Consider the following 22,015-nt stretch of genomic DNA (forward strand, 5'->3'; position numbering starts at 1 on the left):
GTCAGGCACCCGGTTCCGAACCTGCAGGCGCTGACCCGGGCACGTCGGCCGCTCCGGTATCGCGTCGCTTTCATCACAGAAATCGGGCGCAGGAAACGGGTCGGAAGTGAAGGCGCGATTTGAGATCCCAATCCCGAGCACTGAGCTCATGAAGGAAGGGATTCACCGTGACCACGCTCATGAACAAGACCGCCATCGTGACGGGAGCAAGCTCCGGAATCGGCTATGCGACCGCCAGATTGTTTGCGCGGGAAGGTGCGAACGTCATCGTAACGGCACGGCGGTCCGATGCGCTGCACGCGCTCGTTGCCGAGATCGAAAGGGATGGCGGACGCGCCATTGCCGTTGCCGGAGACATCAGGGACGAGGCTCTGGCACAAACGCTCGTTGACACGGCGATCCGTCAATTCGGTGGGCTCGACATCGCCTTCAACAATGCGGGCACGAATGGCGAGATGGGGCCGACACCGGGCCTGTCGCTCTCCGGCTGGAACGAGACGCTCGCGATCAACCTCACGGCCGCCTTTCTGGGTGCGAAGCACCAGATTCCGGCCATGCTCGACCGCGGCGGGGGCTCCCTCATCTTCACCTCCACCTTCGTCGGCTACACGGCCGGAATGCCGGGCGTGGCAGCTTATGCGGCCAGCAAATCCGGGTTGATCGGACTCACGCAATCGCTTGCCAGCGAGTTCGGTCCCAAGGGCATCCGCGTCAACGCCCTGCTGCCCGGCGGCACGGATACGCCTCTGGCGGAAGCCTGGGTGAGCACACCCGAGGCGTTGGCCTTCGTCGAGGGCCTGCACGCCCTGAAGCGGCGGGCTCGTCCCGAGGAGATCGCCCGATCGGCGCTTTATCTCGCCTCAGATGCCTCCAGCTTCACGACGGGAACCGCTCTCCTGGTCGATGGAGGCGTTTCCATCAACCGGACGTGAGTGCCTACCCGTCCTTCCGGGGCGCACCTCCGGCGCGGCCCCGGAAGGCCCCCGGAAGGACAATGGTGCTCGAACGAAAAATGGCCGGGTCGAGCCCGGCCATGATGCGATGCGATTGAAAGGTGCAGCCTGTTAGGCTTACCACATGTCGAGCGCGACGCGGGCCTCGTCGGACATGCGGCTCTGATCCCACGGCGGATCGAAGACCATGTTCACCTGGACGCTCTGGACGCCCTGAACCGTGGACACGGCGTTCTCCACCCAGCCCGGCATCTCGCCAGCAACCGGGCAGCCGGGCGCGGTCAGGGTCATGTCGATGGTGACGTTGCGGTTGTCATCGATGTCGACCCGGTAGATCAGGCCGAGTTCATAGATGTCGGACGGGATTTCCGGATCGTAGACGGTCTTGAGCGCCGCGATGATGTCATCCGTCATGCGGTCGAGCTCTTCCGGCGGGATCGTGGAGCCCGGGGACACCTGCGGCGCGTTGGGCCCATCCTGGGTCGGGGTCATGTCATTCACAGGTCAATCCTCAAGCAAACAGGGCTTCCGCCTTCTGCAGGGCATCCGCCAGCTTATCGACTTCTTGCATCGTGTTGTAGAGACCAAATGAAGCGCGGCAGGTCGAGGTTGCGCCGAAGCGCTCGAGCAGCGGCATGGCGCAATGGGTGCCGGCCCGGACTGCCACGCCTTGCCGGTCGATGACGGTCGCCACGTCATGGGCATGCGCGTTCTTCATCTCGAAGGCCAGGATGGCGCCCTTGCCCTTGGCGCGGCCGATGATGCGCACCGAGTTCATGGCGCCGAGGCGCTCATGGGCATAGGCCGAGAGCGCCGCCTCGTGTGCCTGGATGTTCTCCCGCCCGAGCTGCATCATGAACCGCAGGGCCGCGTCGAGGCCGATAGCCTCGATGATCGGGGGCGTTCCCGCCTCGAACCTGTGCGGCGGGTCGTTGTAGGTGATCGCGTCCTGGCGCACCTCGCGGATCATCTCGCCGCCACCCGAATAGGGCGGCATCTTCGCGAGCCATTCGCGCTTGCCGTAGAGGACGCCAATGCCCGTGGGCCCATAGACCTTGTGTCCGGTGAAGACGTAGAAATCCGCATCGAGATCGCGCACGTCGACCTGGAGATGCACCGCGCCTTGGGCCCCGTCCACCAGAACGGGAACCCCGTGCGCGTGGGCAATGCGGATGATCTCCTTGATCGGCGTCACCGTGCCGAGCACGTTCGACATATGCGTGATGGCGACGATCTTGGTGCGAGGCGTGATGAGCTTCTCGAACTCATCGATGAGGAAGTTGCCCTCATCGTCTACCGGTGCCCATTTGATCACCGCACCCTTCCGCTCGCGCAGGAAATGCCAGGGCACGATGTTGGAATGGTGTTCCATGATGGAGAGGATGATTTCGTCGCCCTCCCCGATGGCCATGCGGCCGAAGGAATCGGCCACGAGGTTGTAGGCTTCCGTCGCCGACTTGGTGAAGACGATCTCGTCGATGGACTCGGCGTTGAGGAATTCTCGCACGGTTTCCCGCGCACGCTCGAAGCCCTCGGTCGCCACGTTCGCCATGTGATGCAGGCCGCGATGAACGTTGGCGTAGCCCGTCTGCATGGTGTTCACCATCGCGTCAATCACCGCGCGCGGCTTCTGGGCCGAGGCGGCATTGTCGAGATAGACGAGCGGCTTGCCATAGACCTGTTGCGTCAGGATCGGAAACTCCGCCCGGATCGCTTCGACGTCATATGGCTTCACAGGTGCGTTCATTGCGTGATGCTTCCCTCTCCATTGTCATCACCGGCCTCGTGCCGGTGATCCCGATCGGAGAGGCGTCGTGCCTTTCTGGTCGAGATGGCCGGGACAAGCCCGGCCATGACGAGATGAGTTTTACGAGCGAGCCTTCAGCCAGCTCTCGACCGTGCCGACGAGCGACTCGCGGACAGCCTCGTTCTCGACGAACTCCAGCGCCTCGCCGAGGAACGCCTGAACGAGGAGGCTCTCGGCCACATTCTTCGGCAGGCCGCGGGCCATGAGGTAGAACAGGAGATCCTCGTCGAGCTGACCGCAGGTGGCGCCGTGGGCGCACTGCACGTCGTCGGCGAAGATTTCGAGCTCCGGCTTGTTGTTCATGGAACCGCCCTCCGCGAGGAGGAGTGCCGCCGACATCATGCGACCGTCGGTCTTCTGGGCGTGATGCGGAACGATGATCTTGCCCTGGAAGACTCCGGTCGCCTCGTTGTCGATCACGGTCTTGAACAGCTCGCGGCTCTCGCAATGCGGAGCCGCATGCTCGACCACAAGCGTGGAATCGCCGTGCTGCGCGCCTTTCAGCATCGTCGCGCCGTTGACTCGCAGGTTCGTGTTCTCGCCATCGAGAATGGCGAAAACCTGATGCCGCGAGGTCGCGGATCCCGCCGTCACGTTGATGCTGTTGAACACGGCCTCTCCGCCGATCTTGGCGGCGAGCGTCGACAGAGCCAGACCCTTGTCGCCTTCAGCGTTCACACGCACGTGCTGCACATTCGTGCGGTCACCGGCGATCACTTCCATCACGTCGTTCGGCTGATGGTTGGCGCCATCGGTGCTCTCGTGCGTTTCGAGCAGGGTCACGGATGCGCCCTCCTCCACGACCACGAGAATGCGGGTCGCGGTGGCAACGGCGGAACTGGCCGCCGTAACGAAGCGCAGGTGGACCGGCACCTCAACGGGCCCAGCCACACGGATCATGACGCCATCGGCCATGAAGGACGTGTTGAGCTGGTAGACCGGATTGTCGTTCGCCCACGGCACAGGGCTTAAGCGCGACAGCCATTCGTGGCCATTCGCCAGAGCCTCGGCCAGAGGAACGATCTCGACGTTCTCCGGCAGATTGTGGAAGTCCACGGCCTCGCGCACGAAATGACCGTTCACGAACGGCACCTGAAGTGCCTCGATTCCTGCAAGGGCCTTTGCACTCGCCAGCGCCGCCTTGGCCTCGTCGGCCGAAGGCACGCCCGCAAAAGGCGCAACCTCGCGCAGCAAAGCCCGCAAGTCGGTGTATTTGAACTCCTCGACCCGGCGGTGCGGAAGGCCGCGCTGGGTGAATTGCTCGAAGGCCTGAGCACGCGACTCAGCCTCGCCGGGAAGCGCCGTCTTGGCGCTCTCGAACGCCTGCACCAGCGCGGTTTCCGCCGGCGTCTTCATGAGAGTGACGTCAGCCATTTCAAGCAGCCTCAGTTTCCCGGTAATCGGCGTAACCGGTCGCCTCGAGTTCCAGAGCCAGCGCCTTGCCACCCGTCTTCACGATGCGGCCGCCCGACATGACGTGCACGGTGTCGGGCACGATGTGGTTCAGGAGGCGCTGGTAGTGGGTGATAATGAGGAACGAGCGGTCGGGTGAGCGCAGGGCGTTGACGCCTTCGGACACGATACGAAGCGCGTCGATGTCGAGGCCGGAATCGGTCTCGTCCAAAATGCAGAAGGACGGCTGCATCAGCGCCATCTGCAGGATCTCCATGCGCTTCTTCTCACCGCCAGAGAAGCCGACATTGAGTGCGCGCTTGAGCATGTCCTTCGGAATCTCAAGCTGGGTGGCTGCGACGTTGACGCGCTTGATGAAGTCCGGCGTGGTCAGCTCCTCTTCGCCGCGCGCCTTGCGCTGGGCGTTGAGAGCGGCCTTCAGGAACGTCATCGACGCGACGCCAGGAATCTCCAGGGGATACTGAAAGGCCAGGAACACGCCGGCTGCGGCGCGCTGGTCCGCTTCCATCTCAAGCAGGTTCTCGCCGTCGAGCAGGATCTCGCCGTCGAGGACCTCATAATCCTCCTTGCCGGCGATCACATAGGACAGGGTCGACTTGCCCGATCCGTTCGGTCCCATGATGGCCGCCATCTCACCCTTGTTCACAGTGAGGTTGAGGCCGTTGAGTATGCGCTTGTCCTCGATCTGGACAACCAGGTTCTTGATTTCGAGCATTTTAAACTTCCAATGTTTGAGCGTGGGCGGCCGGATCAAGTCCGGCTATGACGGGCCTAGAAGATTTTCGCGTCATGCCCGGGCTTGTCCCGGGTACCCACGTCTTGTTTCCTGAATTAACCGACCGAGCCTTCGAGCGAGATCGAGATCAGCTTCTGCGCTTCGACCGCGAACTCCATGGGGAGGTGCTGCAGCACGTCCTTCACGAAGCCGTTCACGATGAGCGCCGTCGCCTCCTCCGCCGAGAGGCCGCGCTGCCGGCAGTAGAACATCTGATCATCGGAGATCTTGGATGTCGTCGCCTCGTGTTCGAACACGGCGGACGCGTTCTTCGACTCGATGTAAGGCACCGTGTGCGCACCGCATTGGTTGCCGATCAAGAGCGAGTCGCAGTTGGTGAAGTTGCGCGCGCCGGTCGCCTTGCGGTGCGCTGAAACGAGCCCGCGATAGGTGTTCTCGGACTTGCCCGCTGCGATGCCTTTCGAGATGATCCGGCTCTTGGTGTTCTTACCCAGATGGATCATCTTGGTGCCGGAATCGACCTGCTGCTTTCCGTTCGACACGGCAATCGAGTAGAACTCGCCGCGCGAGTTGTCGCCGCGCAGGATGCAGGAGGGATACTTCCAGGTGATGGCCGAGCCGGTCTCGACCTGGGTCCAGGTGATGACCGAGTTCTTGCCCCGGCAGTCGCCGCGCTTGGTCACGAAGTTGTAGATGCCGCCCCGGCCCTCGGCATCGCCCGGATACCAATTCTGGACCGTGGAATACTTGATCTCGGCATCGTCGAGCGCGATCAGCTCGACCACGGCGGCGTGAAGCTGGTTCTCGTCGCGCTTCGGAGCCGTGCAGCCCTCGAGATACGAGACGTAGGAGCCCTTGTCCGCGATGATCAGGGTGCGCTCGAACTGGCCCGTGTTCTTCTCGTTGATGCGGAAATACGTCGACAGCTCCATCGGGCAGCGCACGCCCGGCGGGATGTAGACGAACGAACCGTCAGTGAACACGGCCGAGTTCAGGGTGGCGAAGAAGTTGTCAGTCACCGGCACGACCGTGCCGAGATACTGGCGCACGAGGTCCGGATATTCCCGGATCGCCTCGGAGATCGGCATGAAGATCACGCCGGCCTTGGCGAGCTCCTCCTTGAAGGTCGTCGCGACCGAAACGGAATCGAACACCGCGTCCACGGCGACCCGGCGCGCGGGCTCGACACCGGCCAGGATCTCCTGCTCGCGCAGTGGAATGCCGAGCTTCTCATAGGTCTTGAGAATCTCCGGATCCACCTCGTCGAGAGACTTCGGCGCCGGGTTCTTCTTCGGCGCGGCATAGTAATAAATGTCGTTGTAATCGATCTTGTCGTACGACACGCGCGCCCAGTCCGGCTCCTTCATGGTGAGCCAGCGCTTGTAGGCATCGAGGCGCCACTGGAGCATCCACTCCGGCTCGCCCTTCTTGCCCGAGATGAAGCGGATCACATCCTCGGAGAGGCCCTTCGGCGCCTTCTCCATTTCGACCTCGGTCTCGAAGCCGTACTTGTACTGATCGACGTCGATCAAACGGACCTGATCGATCGTTTCCTGCACTGCAGGCATCTGTCTCTCCCACCGCTCACGGCTTCAAGGGCCGCGGGTTGATGACTTGGAAATGCGGGTGAGGCCTCTTTCAGGCCGCGCTCGCCTTCCGCTTATATAAGGTGTCGACCACCCTTTCGCACGCCTCCGCAAAGCGGATCACGTCCTCATGCGTGGTCGACCACCCTAAACTCACACGCAAAACGCCCTCAGCAAGGGCGGGCTCAACGCCCATGGCGTCGAGCACATGCGATCGCTTGACCTTTCCGGACGAGCAGGCCGAACCGGAGGACAGGGCCACCCCTGCCAGATCGAAGGCGATCAATGCCGTCTCGGCCTTGAGGCCGGGTATGGCAAAGGCGAAAGTATTAGGCAACCGCTCAGCTGCGGAAGCCACAACAAGTGTATCGGGCGCGATCCGGCGGACCTGCACCTCGGCCTCGGCCCTCAAGGCCCCAAGCCGCCCGGATTCCTGCTCAAGGCTCGCCAGCGCCAGCTCGGCCGCAGCACCGAAGCCTCCAATGGCCGCCACATTCTCGGTGCCGGCCCTGAAACCCTTCTCCTGGCCACCGCCCCGGATCAGCTTCTCGGCGATCTCGAACTGGTCGGAGGCCAGAATCACAGCCCCGATTCCCTTCGGCCCGCCGATCTTGTGGGCGGAGAGCGTCATCACGTCGACGCCGAGCCCGGCGATGTCGACCGGAATCTTGCCGGCCGCCTGAACCGCATCGGTGTGGATCAATCCGCCATACTCGTGAGCCAGTCGGGCGGCCTCGGCCACCGGCTGCAGCACGCCGGTCTCGTTGTTGGCGAGCTGGATGGAGACCAGAACCCGCTCATCCCCCGCCTTCTCCAAGTGGGCTTCGAGCCAGGCAAGATCAAGGATTCCACGGCTGTCGACAGGAATGATGTCGACAGTATCAGAGGAAAAGCGATGGCCGTTGAGGACACAAGGGTGCTCGGCGGCCCCGACCAGGAGTTTCGTCGCTCCCCCCTGCCCCAGGCGACGGAAGCCTGGCGCCAGAACGAGGTTGGCAGCCTCGGTCCCACCGCTGGTGAAGACGACGTTCTTCGCCCTGGCACCGACGAGACGGGCCACCTTTTCGCGGGCATACTCGATCTCGGCTCGCGCGGCGCGACCCTCGGCATGGACCGACGAGGCATTTCCAGGAAGCTGGAGAGCGCGCAGGACGACCTCGGCGACCTCGGGCCGCAGGGGCGAAGTCGCGTTATGATCGAGATATGTGCGCTGGCTGGACGCCATAGCTACTTGGAACCTCACGAAATTCTTGCAATCGACCCTGGTTGCCGTGCTAAAGCACCGCAACCACATCTGTCCGATGTTTCCCCGGTGGCCAAACAGCCAGGGAGAAATGAAACACTGGAACAATTTAGAATAGTTCTAAGGGTTCTTTTAGGAGAATTCGCGACCTGAAGTCAAGGTCGTTACGGGGTTTTCCCTCTCCCGATCGAGAGGTGAGCAAGAGGTTCGCGTATATGCCTGAAGTCATCTTCACAGGTCCTGCCGGTCGCATCGAGGGACGCTACCAGCCTGCCAAGGAAAAGGGCGCTCCCATCGCCATCATCCTGCACCCGCACCCGCAGTTCGGCGGGACGATGAACAACCAGATCGTCTACAACCTGTACTATGACTTCGTGAAGCGGGGCTTCTCGGTCCTGCGCTTCAACTTCCGTGGCGTCGGCCGCAGCCAGGGAGCCTTCGATCACGGCCAGGGCGAGCTCTCCGATGCCGCCGCAGCCCTCGACTGGGCCCAGGCCATGAATCCGGACGCCCGCGCCTGCTGGATTGCCGGGGTCTCCTTCGGTGCCTGGATCGGCATGCAGCTCCTCATGCGCCGCCCGGAGATCGAAGGCTTCATCTCGATCGCCGCCATGGCCAACCGCTACGATTTCTCCTTCCTCGCTCCCTGCCCCTCCTCCGGCCTCTTCGTGCACGGCTCGGAGGATCGCGTCGCCCCGGTCAGGGACGTGGTCAGCGTGATCGAGAAGGTGAAGACCCAGAAGGGCGTGAAGCTCGAACACGCCGTGATCGACGGCGCCAACCACTTCTTCGATGGTCGCGTCGACGAGCTGATGGTCGCCGTCGACGAGTACCTGAACAAGCGCCTGGGAACCACGGAAGAGGCGGCCTGATCAGCGCCGTTCGATCACGAAGGGCGGGTAAAAACGGCAACACCTCTCACGCGAAGGGCGCGGCGGTAGCCGCGCCCCATGTGGTTGTTGTCGAGCGGCAGGCGCGAGCCTGCAGCCTGATCGTTGTCTTACAGGATCTGGAAGCTGGCGGCGCTGAGCTGCGCATGGGTGGCGATCACGGCGAACTTGATCGCCGCCACGCCCCCCACTCCGTCGGCATCGTACGACAGATCGCCCGTGCTCTGGTTGTACACGATGCGATGCGCCGCCGTCGTCGCCGCTGTCCCGAGCGCAAAGGCCGCGCTCGCCAGAGCATCGTAGCCCGCCGCCGCAAACACCTGCCGGCTCAGCACGATCCGATCACCCTGGGAGACCCAGAAGTCCTGCACCGTGTCGACGTTGCCGGCCCCGAGCGCCGTCGAGAACCGGAACGTATCCGCCCCGATGCCGCCGTTGAGCACATCGCCGCCGAAGCCGCTGTCGAGCAGGTCGTTGCCGGCGCCGCCGAACAGGTAGTCGCCGCCGCCCTTCCCGAGCAGCGTGTCGTTGCCGCCCTCGCCGTAGATCTGCGCGCCTGAGCCGCCGCCACGGTCGAGGCTGGTCAGGGTATCGGCGAAGTTCGAGCCCTGCAGCACCTCGATGTTGGAGATCACGTCACCAGTGGCCGCGCCGCCATTGGCGTTGGTGGTCATGTCGACCACCACGCCGCTGGTGGCGCTCTGGTAGGAGAGCACGTCCCAGCCGGCGCCGCCGTCGAGGATGTCGCCGCCCGGCCCGCCGTCGAGCCAGTCGTTGCCGGCGCCGCCGAACAGGGCATCGCCGCCGGCCTTGCCGGTGAGCCCGTCGTCGCCGCCCTCGCCGTAGAGCTGCACGCCGCTGCCGTTGCCGCGGTCGATGCCGGTGAGCATGTCGGCGTAGTTGGAGCCCTGCAGCACTTCCATGTTGAGGATCGTGTCGCCGGAAGCCGCGCCGCTGTTCGCATTGCTGGTCAGATCGACAGTGATGCCGCCGGTGGCGCTCATATAGGAGGCCACGTCCCAGCCCTCGCCGCCGTCGAGCACGTCACCGCCCACGCCACCGTCGAGCCAGTCGTGGCCCGTGCCGCCGGACAGCATGTCGGCGCCTGCCGAACCGGTGAGACCGTCATTCCCGGCGCCACCGAATAAAGCTCCGCCGCCTGACAACGCGTCATTGCCCGCCGTACCGAAGCTGGTCGTTATGACAATATTTGAGCTGCCTTCTCCCGGGATAATAAGGACGCCCTTTTGATAACCGTTCCAGAGATCTTGCGACGGGGAACTCAAATCTGGCAGATCATCCGGCTGCTCCGGAACGAGCTCCGGAAACAGGTGATTGATCGTATGCCAAGCGAGCGAGCTGTCATTGTAGAAAAGGCGATAGGGTTCATAGGTGTCTGAATCATCCCAGATCGGAGTCTGCGGGTTGTCTAGGACGGTCCAGGTGCTTTCTTGTCCGTATTGCCAAATCGCATAGCTAGGGATCGGCTCATACGGGTCAATGAAGGTCATGTAGATGTATTCGCCATAGCCTACGGTCGGAACGTCTGTTCCCTCATCAGATTCACTTGGGCCGTTAGGGCCGTCGGGCACGCCGTCGCCGTTGGTGTCACCGTCGTTCGTCGTCCCTCCTGCGCCGCCTCCGCCATTGCCGGAACTTGAACCTCCGCCGGTAATCGGGCCAGAGACGACATAGGTACCGCCATACCCGGCGCCTCCGCCGCCACTGTTGTTGAAGAACGCCTCTAACGCCTGCTCAAGCGAGAATGTCATCGTGAACCCCCGTATGTGCGGATCCACCTCTGTCGAGGAGCGACCCGCCTTGCCACTGAAGCCGCGCATTCTCTGCGCGACCATTGTAATGTTGCATCATAACATCGCATCTTCAAAGTGCGCTGTGGCACATGCGGTTAGGTACGCTTCCTGATTGCAACCGCTCGGTTCGCGCGAACGAGAAAACCTATGAAAGAAAGCTACGTCTCATAAGATCGGCTGATCGCTTCCGAACCGCCGGATGCAACTTGAGATTGGACGGGACCGACCTGTGAGGCTCTGTTGCTTCCAAGAACACGGCATCGACCTATGCTGCCTCTGATCAACGATTCGCTCCGGTCGCAGGAACCTGATTTCTGTTGTCGGCGAGCCCCTTCGTGCTATGACGGCGCGGGCTCGGTCTGACGTCCACCGATACAGCCGTGCCACTTCCCATAGGTCACTCATAACGTCTGGATGCGATAGCCCGGCACCAAAGCCACTGTTTCCGCTATCTCACAAAGCAAGAGGCCCGCATGAACGCGCCACGTTCCGAATTCCTGAAGGTGCTCACCGAGCGAGGCTTCATCCACCAGACCTCCGACTTCGAGGGGATCGATGCCGCGGCCCTCGAGAACCGGCTGACGACCTATGTGGGCTACGACTGCACCGGGCCGTCCCTGCATGTGGGCCATCTGCTCTCGATCATGATGCTGCACTGGCTCCAGAAGACCGGGGCCGGCAAGCCGATCACGCTCATGGGCGGCGGCACGACCCGGGTGGGTGACCCTTCCGGCAAGGACGAGAGCCGCAAGCTGCTGACCGTCGATCAGATCGAAGCCAACAAGGAGAGCATCAGGACGGTCTTCTCGCGCTTCATCAGTTTCGGCGAAGGCAAGATCGATGCGATGATGGCCGACAATGCCGAGTGGCTGACCAGGCTCAACTACATCGAGTTCCTGCGCGATGTCGGCCGTCACTTCTCGGTCAACCGCATGTTGTCCTTCGACAGCGTGAAGCTGCGCCTCGAGCGCGAGCACGAACTGTCGTTCCTGGAATTCAACTACATGATCCTCCAGGCCTACGACTTCGTGGAGCTCAACAGGCGCTACGCCTGCGTGCTGCAGATGGGCGGCTCGGATCAATGGGGCAACATCGTCAACGGCATCGATCTCGGCCGCCGCCTCGGCACGCCGCAGCTCTATGCCGTCACCTGCCCTCTTTTGACCACCGCCTCCGGCGCCAAGATGGGCAAGACCGCATCCGGCGCGGTCTGGCTCAACGCCGACATGCTGAGCCCCTACGATTACTGGCAGTTCTGGCGCAACACCGAGGATGCGGATGTCGGCCGCTTCCTGAAGCTCTTCACCATCCTGCCGATGGACGAGATCGCGCGGCTCGAAGCGCTCCAGGGCGCGGATATCAACGAGGCGAAGAAGGTTCTCGCAACGGAAGCCACCGCCCTCCTCCACGGCCGCGAGGCTGCGGAGCTGGCCGCGGAAACCGCGCGCAAGACCTTCGAGCAGGGAGCGCTGGCGGAAAGCCTGCCGACGGTCGAGATCGCGACCGATGTCCTCGCGGGAGGCCTCGGCATCCTGGCGGCCTTCGGGCCCGATTACGCGAAGCTCGTGCCCTCGTCGAGCGAGGCGCGCCGGCAGGTGAAGAGCGGCGGCCTGAAGGTCAACGACCAGACCGTCTCGGACGAGCGTGGCACCTTGAGCCTTTCGGATATTACGGCAGAAGGCGTGATCAAGCTGTCCTTCGGCAAGAAGAAGCACGTTCTCCTGCGCGCCGTCTGACCGCTTAACGCTCCGGAACGGCCGGCAGCGATCCTGTCTGCGGTTCCACGCTCGCTCCCACACCGAAGAGCTTGCGCAGGAAGCCGGGAGCGACCGCCGAGAGCGGATTGACCGTCAGTGACGGCGAACTCGCCTGACCGTTCAGCCGGAAATTGACGGCGAACAGCCCCTCATACTGACTTCCGCCCAAGAGCGGCCCGAAGAGCGGCACCTGGGCGAACACATTGTTGAGCCCGTAGGCCGGCACGAAGGTGCCCGTGATGTCGAGCCGGTCGCGGGCGTAATCGATAAAGCCGCCCAGCGTGAATCCGATCTGGTTGCCCCAGATGGCGGCATCCTTGAAATCGAGCCGACCGGCATTGCGGGTGAATTCGAGACGGGCCTTGGTGAACTGCACCTCGTTCACATCCACGCGGACGGCCTGCGGATTGCCGGCCCGGTCCTGCCCGGCGACAATCTGAGTCTGGGTGGGGATGATCCGGCGAAGGGCCGGCTCGTTGACCAGAGCGAACGAGCGCAGGACGACATGACCGGCCTGCGGGCCGTCTCCGGTGGCGAGCTGGAGAACGAGATCGCCGCCGGACATCCGCCGGTAGACATCGGTGAAGCGTAAGAGAGCCCCGGCATCTTCCGCCTGCAGGATCACCACGGGAACGCCGGCGTCCGGCAGGGTCCGTCCGATAATGTCGGTCGCGCCGAGCCGCCCCTTCATATCGAGCTGACGAAGGTTGTCCTTGCGCACGGAGGCTTTGATCGCCGCGTTGGTGATCGCCTCCTCGTTGTAGCCCGTGAGGATGTTGAGGTTCAGGTCGAGATCGAAATCCTTGCCGTCCTTCTGCGCAGCCGCAGTCCGGCTGGGCGTGGCGGAGCCCGTCGCGCCACCTTTCACGAAGGGTCGGGCATCGCCCACATTGCCCCGGATCGCGACCTTGTAGACGTTGTTGGCGCGCTCGATCTGGGCGCGCATGTCGTCGCCGGGCGAGAGCTTGAAGGTCGAGAGTTCGGCCTTCTCCAGGCTTCCCTCGCTCGAGAGCGTCGCATTGCCCTTCAACTGCACGGTGCCACTGTCGAGCTGCAGGTCCCGGATCTCGTTGGTCGGCCCTTCGACCATGGTGAAGCTCAGCTTTCCGGGCCGTCCGACCGGCTTCACCCAGCCGGGGATCAGCTGATCCACACCGGCCTTGGCGAGATCCGCTTCGACGAGGATGTTCGTCGGGGCCGATGCGCCGAGAGGCAGGCTCGCCTTGAGCCCGATCGTTCCCGTGAGCTGGGAGCCGAAGGAGAGCCCCCGTCGGCTGCGCGCCGCCTCATCGAGGGAGAACGCAACGCTGGCCTGCCCGCCCTGCCTGTTCTTGTGCAGATCGATGGCAGCCGGGCTTCCGGCGAGCTTGCCGTCGCCTTTGACGGCGAGATCGCCCCGGTCGTAAGCAATCGTCAGGTCGGCGCCTTCCAGTCGGTCCTTGCCAAAGAACTTGTCGACGGCAAAATCATTGACCGTTCCGCTCACTTTGAGAGGCAGGTCGGCGAAGGCCGGGATGTTATGCACGGCAAGGCCCATGCCGACGCGCAGATCCGTCTTCCCCTTCATCGTGGCGGGATCGATGTTGAAACCGGCGATTTCCTTGATGCGTGGTTCAAGCAGCAGGGCGCCCAAACCGTCGGCTCCGCCGGTGAGGCGAAAGTCGATGCGGGCCGAAGCGTTGTCATCCCAGTAATTGTCCAGGATGAACGCCCCGTCGGAAGCTCCCAGGAAGCGGCTGTCCGCCATTTGGACCAGACCTGTCGACGCGCGCACGGCAACCTTCCTGCCTGTCACGTGACCGGTCACGTTCATCCCGGAGATTGGCGGAAGGCCGTCCGCCACCCGGAGAACACCATCGGAAATGGCGAAATCGATCTTCAGGGACTCATCGGGTGTCGGACCGCCCGTCACCGCCTTTGCGACGTCCGCGCCGGTCATCGCCACCTTGAGATCGATGGAGTCCAGCATGCCCGCCTTCAGGTTGGACACGAGGAACCTGCGGACCGGGGGAGCAACGGCCTCGGGCCACACGCGCAGGGCGGAGCGGATATTCGTCTTGTCCGCGCGCACATCCAGATTCAAGCCCTTCGGGTCCGCGGAGGCTCCGAGAAGGCCGCTGATGCGGGCCGACAGCTCGGGCCCCTTCAGCGTGACGCTGTTGATCGTGACGCCGTCCGGGCCGGACAGGTCGGCGGCGAACTCGCTGACCCGGAGAGGGCTGTCTCCCGCTGCCGCGCCGGACCACACGATATCGCGGCCACCGAGGGACAAACGCCAAGGCTTGTCCGCGACGGGAGTCGCGAGGCGTCCCTGGAGGCGCAGATTCGTGTCCCCGCCCTTCAAGCCGAGTTCCTGAAGCTCGAGAGCCTTCTCGGCCTCGTTCCATTGCGCCTCGATCGTTGCGCGTTCCACCGGGAAGGGCGACGTGTCCTTGTCCTCGATCTGGAACGTGCCGGTATTGCTCGCGAGCCGTGTCTTCAGTTCTGTGATGCGACCATCCGCATAGGCGATGTCGAAACGCCCGGAGAATTCGAGATCCGTGGCCGCCGGCAGATCGGAAGCCCCTCCGAGCAGAAGGATGTCCTTGATCGGCACTTCATTCGCGACCACGCCCGCCCGGTAGGCGCCGTTGCCTTCCACAACGGCATCGCCGTTGAGTTGCCAAGCCCCCTGATCCCCTTCGACCGTCGCGGCGAACTGCCGTCCGCCGTTCTCCGTCCAGTCGAAGACGGCATCCACGCGTTGGAACCTGGCGCGTTCGCGACCGTCCGCATCGACGAAGACGAGGCGCGCATTGGTCAGCTCGGCCTGCCCGAGCGAGTTGAGGATGCTTCCAGGGCCGACGATGAGTTCGAGCAGCGACCCGACGACGCCCGACACCGGCGAAGGCCCGTTGGCATCGAGAGCAAGCGACGCTGCAGCTTCCTTGGACGGCTCCGGCGCGACGGGCGGAGGCGAAGCACCCGACTCGGCCTCCACCGCCTGCACGGGCGAGAAGGCGAGCGAGCCGTCCCGGTTGACGAGGACCCGCACTTGCAGGTCGCGCACCTCGATAGCCTTGGGCTGAAGGTTGGCGGTCAGAAGCGAGGTGAGATCGACGCTGAAGATCGCGTAAGGGGCTCGCAGCACGAGATCGCCACCTGGAGCCCGGATATCGAGGCCGTTCGCCCGCAGGGCCGGCGAGCCCTCGTGCAGCTCGATGGCCGTATTCCGCAACGTCACATTCCAGCCGGGTCCGATGCGCGCCGCCAAGGCTTCGGCGACCCGCTCGGGCAGGCGTCCGAAGCTCATCGGGGCCGCGGAGAGACGCAGGTAAAGCAGACCGAGCGCAGCAGTCGCAAAAACGATAAGCCCAAGCTTCACATAGAGAGTACCACGAAGAACGCGCTTGAGGAGGCTCCGCTTGACCGGATCTCGCCGGGACAACGTGGTACGAAATGGCAGCTTCATTCTTGTGACGTTAGGTAATCCGGTTCTTGCGCTCGAGCGCTCATCAGGGAATCAGAGAAGAGACCTTAACTGTCCCGGGGGTCTCCCGCGACTGTCCCTTTCAATCGTGCACATGAGCGCATCGTGCGGAAAAATAGTCCTAATTTTCCGGCCCGAACGATACGCTGCTTCTAGATACGAGCATCGGGTCGATCCCAAAAGTGGAGACCACTTTTGCGTCCGATGCTGTAGAGGTTTCCAACCAGTACATTCCGCCAAAAGGAAGGCGACTCATGTCTCTTAGCATCGGAACCAAAGCTCCGGCCTTCTCCCTCCCTGCGACAGATGGTCGGGAGATCCGTCTCGACGACCTGAAAGGCCGCAAGGTCGTGCTGTATTTCTATCCCAAGGACAACACCAGCGGCTGCACTCTCGAAGCGCAGAACTTCCAGGCCCTCAGGAAGGATTTCGCGGCGGCCGATACGGAGATCGTCGGGGTCTCGCCGGACTCACTGAAGAGCCACGACAAGTTCCGCGCCAAATACGGCCTCGACTTCGCCCTCGCGTCGGACGAGGCAAGGACCATGCTGGAGGCCTACGGCGTCTGGACCCAGAAGAGCATGTTCGGCCACAAATACATGGGCGTGGAGCGAACGACGGTGCTGATCGACCGCGAGGGCAACGTCGCTCGGGTTTGGAACAAGGTGAAGGTGCCGGGCCATGCGGAGGAAGTGCTGGAGGCGGCAAAGGCCTTGGAATAGGACATGTCACTCCATTGCAATAAACTTGCATTAGTGTTTTATAGTTGCAAATCTAGGCCTCTTTCCCACCTCGTGTTGCAATGCCTGACTACAAAGCCATCCTCTCGGGTCAAAGCTGGAATGCCCTCTCCAGTCTTAAGGCCAACAAGAGGCCGGTCTTCCTGACCTATACCTTCAATGGTCCGCAGTGGGGCTCCACGAAATTCGGTAGTGCCGACAAGGCCCTGGCGCGCAAAACCCTGAAGATGTGGGGTGACGCTTCAGGTATCCGGTTCCTTGAGGTCAAGGGTGAAGATGCTGAGCTGAAGTTCCAATGGAAGTGGGAGTTTGGGGATTTTTCCGGCCGGGCCGAATTCCCGAAACTTGAGCGGGAGACTTTCAATGATGAAGGTGTCGTTCGGCACGAGGACGGCGGCAACATCTACCTCAACGCTCGCTACCGCTCGGAACTCAGGGCACATAAGTCCTTCGAATTATATGTTCTTCTCCATGAAATTGGCCATGCGCTCGGCCTCAAGCATCCTTTTCACAAGATGCCTTACAACAAGCAATTGTTGAGGTCGGACTTGGACCACGTGAAGCATACCGTAATGAGCTACACCGGGGCCGATTTGAACATGCAGTCCACCGGGCTTGGATCTCTGGACATACAGGCCATCCGTGCCCTTTACGGCAGTCCTTCGCAGGATGGGCGTCAGGTCGCGAAGTGGAGCTGGACCAAGTCCAAGCAGACCCTGACCCAGATCGGCAAGAGCAATGCGGATGTGATCTACGGTGTCGCCGTCAAGGATCTCATCAAGGGTGGTGGTGGCGATGACAGGATCTACAGCTTCCAGGGCGATGACACCCTATACGGGGAGACCGGCAACGACATCCTGAGCGGCGGGGACGATGACGACGTTCTGTTCGGAGGAACCGACGACGACACATTGAGCGGCGGCTATGGTGGCGACAACCTCTCTGGAGATTCGGGCAATGACATCCTGAGCGGCGGTTACGGTGAGGATACGCTGCAGGGAGGCACAGGCGCCGACTTCCTCAACGGCGGGGACGATGACGATGTTCTTTATGGAGACTTGGATAACGATGTCCTGAAGGGCGGGGATGAGAACGACACCTTGCAGGGCGCTATGGGCCACGACAGCTTGGATGGCGGGAATGGCAAGGATCTCCTGTACGGCGACGCTGACGGCGATATGCTGAGCGGCGGAGATGGCGACGATGCCTTGCACGGAGGTGAAGGCAACGACACCTTGGACGGGGGACTCGCCCAGGATAACCTGCAAGGAGACGCGGGCGACGATGTCCTGAGCGGCGGGGACGGCGCGGATGTCCTGAAGGGCGGAGACGGCAACGACAATTTGGACGGTGGCTCTGACAACGACGACCTTCAGGGAGGCGCGGGCGGCGATACCCTGAAAGGGGGCACGGGCCATGATCGATTCGTTTTCGATACTTCGTTCAATGGGATCGACGATGTCGATCAGATCGTGGACTTCGAAAACTGGAAGGACAAGATCGTTCTGTCCTCAACGATCTTCCGCACCCTTGAGAAAGGCGATTTGAGCCCGCGGGCGCTTGTCACAGGAACGGCTGCGATTGATGCGAACACTAGGATTGTGTTCAATCTAGAGAGCCAATTTCTCTCTTACGACCCGGACGGCTCTGGCCCTCTGGCCGCAGTGCGCTTTGCGAGCTTCCTGGGAACGCCGATGATCAACTTCTCCGATTTTCTGATCGTGTAGATGATTGCCTGCAGTCGAGTAGGCCCGCTCGATCGAGCGGGCCTTCTCGTCTTAATCAATATCCTCGACTTCCGCGTCGCCGCCATAGACGCGCTGGGCGAGCGAGGCTTCCATGAAGGGATCGAGGTCGCCGTCGAGCACGTCCTGCGGGCTCGTCGACTGGGCGCCGGTACGCAGATCCTTCACCATCTGGTAGGGCTGCAGCACGTAGGAGCGGATCTGGTGGCCCCAGCCGATTTCCGTCTTGGCGGCGGCTTCGGCACTGGCCTTCTCTTCGCGCTTCTTCAACTCGGCCTCGTAGAGGCGCGCGCGCAGCATGTTCCAGGCGGTGGCCCGGTTCTTGTGCTGCGAGCGCTCCTGCTGACAGGCGACGACGATGCCGCTCGGGATATGGGTGATGCGCACCGCCGAGTCGGTGGTGTTCACGTGCTGGCCGCCCGCGCCCGAGGAGCGGAACGTGTCGATGCGGCAGTCGGATTCCTTGATCTCGATGTTGATGCGGTCATCCACCACCGGATAGACCCACACCGAGGCGAAGCTCGTGTGACGACGGGCGTTCGAGTCATAGGGCGAGATGCGCACGAGCCGGTGCACGCCCGACTCGGTCTTGAGCCAGCCATAGGCGTTGAGGCCCTTGATCAGGAGCGTGGCGCTCTTGATGCCGGCCTCTTCACCGTCGGTGATTTCGAGAAGCTCGACCTTGTACTTCCGGCGCTCGGCCCAGCGGGCATACATGCGCTGGAGCATGTTGGCCCAGTCCTGGCTTTCCGTGCCGCCAGCGCCCGAATGCACCTCCACGTAGGTGTCGTTGGCATCCGCCTCGCCCGCGAGCAGGGTCTCGACCTGGCGGCGGGCCGCCTCGGCCTGAAGGTTGCGGATGATCTCCTCGCCTTCCTGGATCGTGGCTTCGTCCTCTTCGGCTTCGCCGAGCTCGATCAGGGTGACGGCGTCCTCGAGATCCTGCTCAAGGCGTTTCACGGCCGAGATCTGGTCCTCAAGCGACGTGCGCTCGCGCATGATCTTCTGCGCGGCGTCCGCATCGTTCCAGAGGTTGGGGTCCTCGGCCTGAGCGTTCAGTTCCGCGAGGCGTCGCTGGGCAGTATCCCAGTCAAAGATGCCTCCTCAGCAGCCCGACTGACTGCTTGGTTTCTTCTACGAGATGTTGGATTTCGGCGCGCATCGTTTCTTTGCTGTCCGTGCCTTGTGATGGCGGGGTCTTAAGGGGACCGTCGCCGGGTGTCAAAGGAACTCCGCCCCCAAGGCCACGGTTTGTCCCGCGACCAAAACTTCGGCCGAGAAGCAATCCGTTTCCGTTGTGTGGAGGGCGGATTCTATATGGGGGAGGAGCCGGTCAATACAATCCGCTGGGGCCCACGCCGACAGCCCGCTGAGGCGCTCCCGGAGGAGGAGCCGGCGAGTACTCGGCCTGCGGCGCTTCCTCTGGCTCCGGCGGCACGTATTCCGGCGGGGCCTGGCCGGGCTTGAAGGCTTCAAGGATCGTGCCACCGCCCTCCCCGCCCGTGCGGGTGCCGGTGGCGGAATTGACGCGGATCAGCTTGATGCCGGCGGGCACGCGGAACGGCGTCGCAGGCTTATCCTTGAGCGCCAGCTGCATGAAGTCGCGGAACACGGGCGCAGCATACTGGCCGGCCGTCGCCGCGTTGCCGAGAGACTTCGGCTGGTCGTAGCCGAGGAACACGCCGACGGCGAGATCGGGCGAGAAGCCGACGAACCACACGTCCTTGGCGTCGTTGGTGGTGCCCGTCTTTCCGGCGAGCGGTTTGCCCACGGCCTTGACCGTCTGGGCCGTGCCGCGCTGGACCACGCCTTCGAGGATCGAGGTCATCTGGTAGGCGGTCAGCGGATCGAGCACCTGCTCACGGGTCTCCGTCAGCTTGGGCGCGCCGCCGCCGTCCCACTTCTCCGCATTGCAGGTCGCGCATTTGCGGTCGTCGTGGCGGTAGATCGTCCGGCCGTTGCGGTCCTGGATCTGGTCGATCAGGGTCGGTTTGATGCGGCGGCCGCCGTTGGCGAACATGGAATAGGCGGCCGTCATGCGCATGACCGTGGTCTCGCCGGCGCCGAGCGACATGGAGAGCAGCGGCAGCAGGTCGTCATAGACGCCGAAGCGGCGGGCATATTCCGAGATGGTCGGCATGCCGACCTCGTTGGCAAGGCGCACCGTCATCAGATTCTTGGAATGCTCGACGCCGTAGCGCAGCGTCCGCAGGCCACCCGACTTGCCGTCGTAGTTCGAGGGCGCCCAGGCCGCCTGGCCGGGGCCCATATCGAGCACGAAGGGCGAGTCCATGATCTGGTTCGAGGGCGTGTAGCCGTTGTCGAGTGCCGTCGCATAGACGATAGGCTTGAACGAGGAGCCCGGCTGGCGCATGGCCTGGATCGCCCGATTGAACTCGCTCTGGTCATACGAGAACCCGCCCACCATGGCGTGGACACGCCCCGTATTGGGGTCCATGGCCACGATGGCGCCCGAGATCTCAGGGATCTGGCGCAGGCGGAACTGTCCAGGCCTGTCGGCCAGCGGCTCCACATAGACCACGTCGCCTACGGCAACGGCGCGCTCGACGGGCCGGCGGGTCCATTTCGCGCCATCGGCCGTCACGGTGCCCGTCTCGCGGTCCTTGACCATCTGACCGGACGCCTCACGCTTGGGCTGCAGGCCGATCTTGGCCCGTCCGCCGGCGACTTCCAGCACGACGGCCAGACGCCAGGGCTGTACGTCGCCCATCGCGGGCACTTCCCCCAGGGCCAAGCCCCATTCGCGGCCGGCGAGGTCGATCTTCTGGTGGGCGCCGCGCCATCCGCGCGCCTCGTCGAAGCGCACGAGGCCGTCGACCAGGGACTTGCGGGCCATGGCCTGCATCTTGGGGTCGAGGGTCGAACGGATGAGCAGGCCGCCCTCGTAGAGGGTCTCCTCGCCGTAGCGCTCGGCGATGTCGCGCCGCACGCCCTCGGCGAAATAGCCCGAGGCGATGCTGTTCGGGGAAACCACGCGTGGCTTGACGTTGAGCGGCTCCTTCTGGGCCGCCTCGGCTGCCTCCTCCGAGATATAGCCGTTGGCCGCCATGCGCTCGATCACCCAGTTCCGGCGCTCGACGGCGGCCTTGCGCTGGCGGAACGGATGGTAATTGTTCGGACCCTTGGGCAGCGCGGCGATGTAGGCCGCCTCGGCAATCGTCAGCTCGTGGATGGACTTGCCGAAATAGTCGAGCGCCGCAGCGGCGATGCCGTGCAGGTTGCGGCCCGGGGTCAGGGTGCCGAGGAAGATTTCGTTGAGGTAGAGCTCGAGGATCTTGTCCTTGGAGAAGGTCGATTCCATCCGCAGGGCGATCAGCGCCTCACGGATCTTGCGCTCATAGCTCCGCTCGTTGCCGACGAGGAAGTTCTTGGCCACCTGCTGGGTGATCGTCGAGGCACCCTGCTCTCGCGTTCCGCCGGAGCGGAGATTGACCACCACGGCGCGCACGAGGCCCTCGGGATCGATGCCGACATGCTTGTAGAAATTCTTGTCCTCGGCGGAGAGGAAAGCCCCGATCACAAGCTTGGGCACGGCCTGAATCGGCACGTAGAGCCGGCGCTCGCGGGCATATTCGGCGATGAGGCTGCCGTCGGCCGCATGGATGCGGGTCATCACCGGCGGCTCGTAGTTGGCGAGCTGGGCGTGATCCGGCAGATCCTTCGAGTAGAACCAGAATCCATAGGCGAGCCCGACAGCGCCGATCAGGAAGAAGATCGCTCCAACACTGAAGAGGAAGCCGAAAAATCGTAGGACGAAGCGCATCCGAAGGTGTTCCATGACGGCGCCCATGGCGCCTGTTTATGCAGATCTTGAAACGCGGACCCTCGTTACCCGATGAAT

At 63.1% G+C, this 22,015-nt stretch carries 15 protein-coding genes; 5 read left to right on the top strand and 10 right to left on the bottom strand.

The features are described 5' to 3' along the window. Positions 1 to 167: 167 nt before the first annotated feature. Positions 168 to 932: an SDR family oxidoreductase gene (locus ACD578_RS10765; protein ID WP_404292930.1), complete on the top strand. Its 765-nt coding sequence runs from the start codon at positions 168 to 170 to the stop codon at positions 930 to 932. A gap of 138 nt (positions 933 to 1,070) precedes the next feature. Here the strand turns inward: ACD578_RS10765 and ACD578_RS10770 are convergent, their stop codons facing one another. The 6 genes from ACD578_RS10770 to ACD578_RS10795 all read right to left on the bottom strand — a co-directional run bounded on the left by ACD578_RS10770 (position 1,071) and on the right by ACD578_RS10795 (position 7,720). Next, positions 1,071 to 1,445, bottom strand: coding sequence for an SUF system Fe-S cluster assembly protein (locus ACD578_RS10770; RefSeq protein WP_404293782.1), 375 nt, complete (start codon positions 1,443 to 1,445; stop codon positions 1,071 to 1,073). Between the two features lie 19 nt (positions 1,446 to 1,464). Then, entirely contained in the window at positions 1,465 to 2,700 is a 1,236-nt protein-coding gene (locus ACD578_RS10775) for a cysteine desulfurase (RefSeq protein WP_404292931.1), read from the bottom strand. Between the two features lie 120 nt (positions 2,701 to 2,820). Further along, positions 2,821 to 4,134, bottom strand: a complete 1,314-nt coding sequence (gene sufD, locus ACD578_RS10780; RefSeq protein WP_404292933.1) for a Fe-S cluster assembly protein SufD — start codon at positions 4,132 to 4,134, stop codon at positions 2,821 to 2,823. 1 nt (position 4,135) lies between these two features. Continuing rightward, on the bottom strand, positions 4,136 to 4,888 hold the full coding sequence (sufC, locus tag ACD578_RS10785; protein WP_404292935.1) for a Fe-S cluster assembly ATPase SufC: 753 nt from the start codon (positions 4,886 to 4,888) through the stop codon (positions 4,136 to 4,138). A 116-nt stretch (positions 4,889 to 5,004) separates the two neighbouring features. Beyond that, positions 5,005 to 6,477: a Fe-S cluster assembly protein SufB gene (gene sufB / locus ACD578_RS10790; protein ID WP_404292937.1), complete on the bottom strand. Its 1,473-nt coding sequence runs from the start codon at positions 6,475 to 6,477 to the stop codon at positions 5,005 to 5,007. Between the two features lie 70 nt (positions 6,478 to 6,547). Next, positions 6,548 to 7,720: a cysteine desulfurase family protein gene (locus tag ACD578_RS10795; RefSeq protein WP_404292939.1), complete on the bottom strand. Its 1,173-nt coding sequence runs from the start codon at positions 7,718 to 7,720 to the stop codon at positions 6,548 to 6,550. Between the two features lie 233 nt (positions 7,721 to 7,953). Here ACD578_RS10795 and ACD578_RS10800 point away from each other — a divergent pair, with 233 nt between their 5' ends. Further along, complete coding sequence (locus tag ACD578_RS10800; RefSeq protein WP_404292940.1) at positions 7,954 to 8,610, top strand: alpha/beta hydrolase; 657 nt, start codon at positions 7,954 to 7,956, stop codon at positions 8,608 to 8,610. A 128-nt stretch (positions 8,611 to 8,738) separates the two neighbouring features. Here ACD578_RS10800 and ACD578_RS10805 read toward each other — a convergent pair whose 3' ends face one another. Further along, on the bottom strand, positions 8,739 to 10,400 hold the full coding sequence (locus ACD578_RS10805; protein ID WP_404292942.1) for a calcium-binding protein: 1,662 nt from the start codon (positions 10,398 to 10,400) through the stop codon (positions 8,739 to 8,741). A 515-nt stretch (positions 10,401 to 10,915) separates the two neighbouring features. Here ACD578_RS10805 and tyrS point away from each other — a divergent pair. Further along, entirely contained in the window at positions 10,916 to 12,178 is a 1,263-nt protein-coding gene (gene tyrS, locus ACD578_RS10810) for a tyrosine--tRNA ligase (protein WP_404292944.1), read from the top strand. Between the two features lie 4 nt (positions 12,179 to 12,182). Here tyrS and ACD578_RS10815 read toward each other — a convergent pair whose 3' ends face one another. Beyond that, complete coding sequence (locus ACD578_RS10815) at positions 12,183 to 15,650, bottom strand: DUF3971 domain-containing protein (RefSeq protein ID WP_404292946.1); 3,468 nt, start codon at positions 15,648 to 15,650, stop codon at positions 12,183 to 12,185. Between the two features lie 272 nt (positions 15,651 to 15,922). Here ACD578_RS10815 and ACD578_RS10820 point away from each other — a divergent pair, with 272 nt between their 5' ends. Both ACD578_RS10820 and ACD578_RS10825 read left to right on the top strand, forming a co-directional pair. Then, on the top strand, positions 15,923 to 16,390 hold the full coding sequence (locus ACD578_RS10820; RefSeq protein ID WP_404292948.1) for a peroxiredoxin: 468 nt from the start codon (positions 15,923 to 15,925) through the stop codon (positions 16,388 to 16,390). A gap of 80 nt (positions 16,391 to 16,470) precedes the next feature. Beyond that, positions 16,471 to 18,135, top strand: a complete 1,665-nt coding sequence (locus ACD578_RS10825) for a matrixin family metalloprotease (RefSeq protein WP_404292950.1) — start codon at positions 16,471 to 16,473, stop codon at positions 18,133 to 18,135. 51 nt (positions 18,136 to 18,186) lie between these two features. Here the strand turns inward: ACD578_RS10825 and prfB are convergent. Continuing rightward, a protein-coding gene (gene prfB / locus ACD578_RS10830; RefSeq protein WP_404292951.1) for a peptide chain release factor 2 occupies positions 18,187 to 19,315 on the bottom strand; the annotation gives its coding sequence in 2 pieces (ribosomal slippage) (positions 18,187 to 19,245 and positions 19,247 to 19,315; 1,128 coding nt in all). A gap of 171 nt (positions 19,316 to 19,486) precedes the next feature. Then, positions 19,487 to 21,937, bottom strand: coding sequence for a penicillin-binding protein 1A (locus ACD578_RS10835; RefSeq protein WP_404293784.1), 2,451 nt, complete (start codon positions 21,935 to 21,937; stop codon positions 19,487 to 19,489). Positions 21,938 to 22,015 lie beyond the last annotated feature (78 nt).

The sequence above is a fragment of the Microvirga sp. RSM25 genome (genome assembly GCF_044784385.1).
GTDB lineage: Bacteria > Pseudomonadota > Alphaproteobacteria > Rhizobiales > Beijerinckiaceae > Microvirga > Microvirga tunisiensis.

What these genes read in the sequence shown, in the direction of transcription:
- ACD578_RS10770 (WP_404293782.1), bottom strand. Translation starts at nt 1,445, where the DNA reads ATGACCCCGACCCAGGATGGGCCCAACGCGCCGCAGGTGTCCCCGGGC.
- ACD578_RS10795 (WP_404292939.1), bottom strand. Translation starts at nt 7,720, where the DNA reads ATGGCGTCCAGCCAGCGCACATATCTCGATCATAACGCGACTTCGCCC.
- tyrS (WP_404292944.1), top strand. Translation starts at nt 10,916, where the DNA reads ATGAACGCGCCACGTTCCGAATTCCTGAAGGTGCTCACCGAGCGAGGC.
- ACD578_RS10815 (WP_404292946.1), bottom strand. Translation starts at nt 15,650, where the DNA reads ATGAAGCTGCCATTTCGTACCACGTTGTCCCGGCGAGATCCGGTCAAG.
- ACD578_RS10800 (WP_404292940.1), top strand. Translation starts at nt 7,954, where the DNA reads ATGCCTGAAGTCATCTTCACAGGTCCTGCCGGTCGCATCGAGGGACGC.
- ACD578_RS10825 (WP_404292950.1), top strand. Translation starts at nt 16,471, where the DNA reads ATGCCTGACTACAAAGCCATCCTCTCGGGTCAAAGCTGGAATGCCCTC.
- ACD578_RS10775 (WP_404292931.1), bottom strand. Translation starts at nt 2,700, where the DNA reads ATGAACGCACCTGTGAAGCCATATGACGTCGAAGCGATCCGGGCGGAG.
- ACD578_RS10835 (WP_404293784.1), bottom strand. Translation starts at nt 21,937, where the DNA reads ATGCGCTTCGTCCTACGATTTTTCGGCTTCCTCTTCAGTGTTGGAGCG.
- sufC (WP_404292935.1), bottom strand. Translation starts at nt 4,888, where the DNA reads ATGCTCGAAATCAAGAACCTGGTTGTCCAGATCGAGGACAAGCGCATA.
- sufB (WP_404292937.1), bottom strand. Translation starts at nt 6,477, where the DNA reads ATGCCTGCAGTGCAGGAAACGATCGATCAGGTCCGTTTGATCGACGTC.
- ACD578_RS10805 (WP_404292942.1), bottom strand. Translation starts at nt 10,400, where the DNA reads ATGACATTCTCGCTTGAGCAGGCGTTAGAGGCGTTCTTCAACAACAGT.
- ACD578_RS10820 (WP_404292948.1), top strand. Translation starts at nt 15,923, where the DNA reads ATGTCTCTTAGCATCGGAACCAAAGCTCCGGCCTTCTCCCTCCCTGCG.
- sufD (WP_404292933.1), bottom strand. Translation starts at nt 4,134, where the DNA reads ATGGCTGACGTCACTCTCATGAAGACGCCGGCGGAAACCGCGCTGGTG.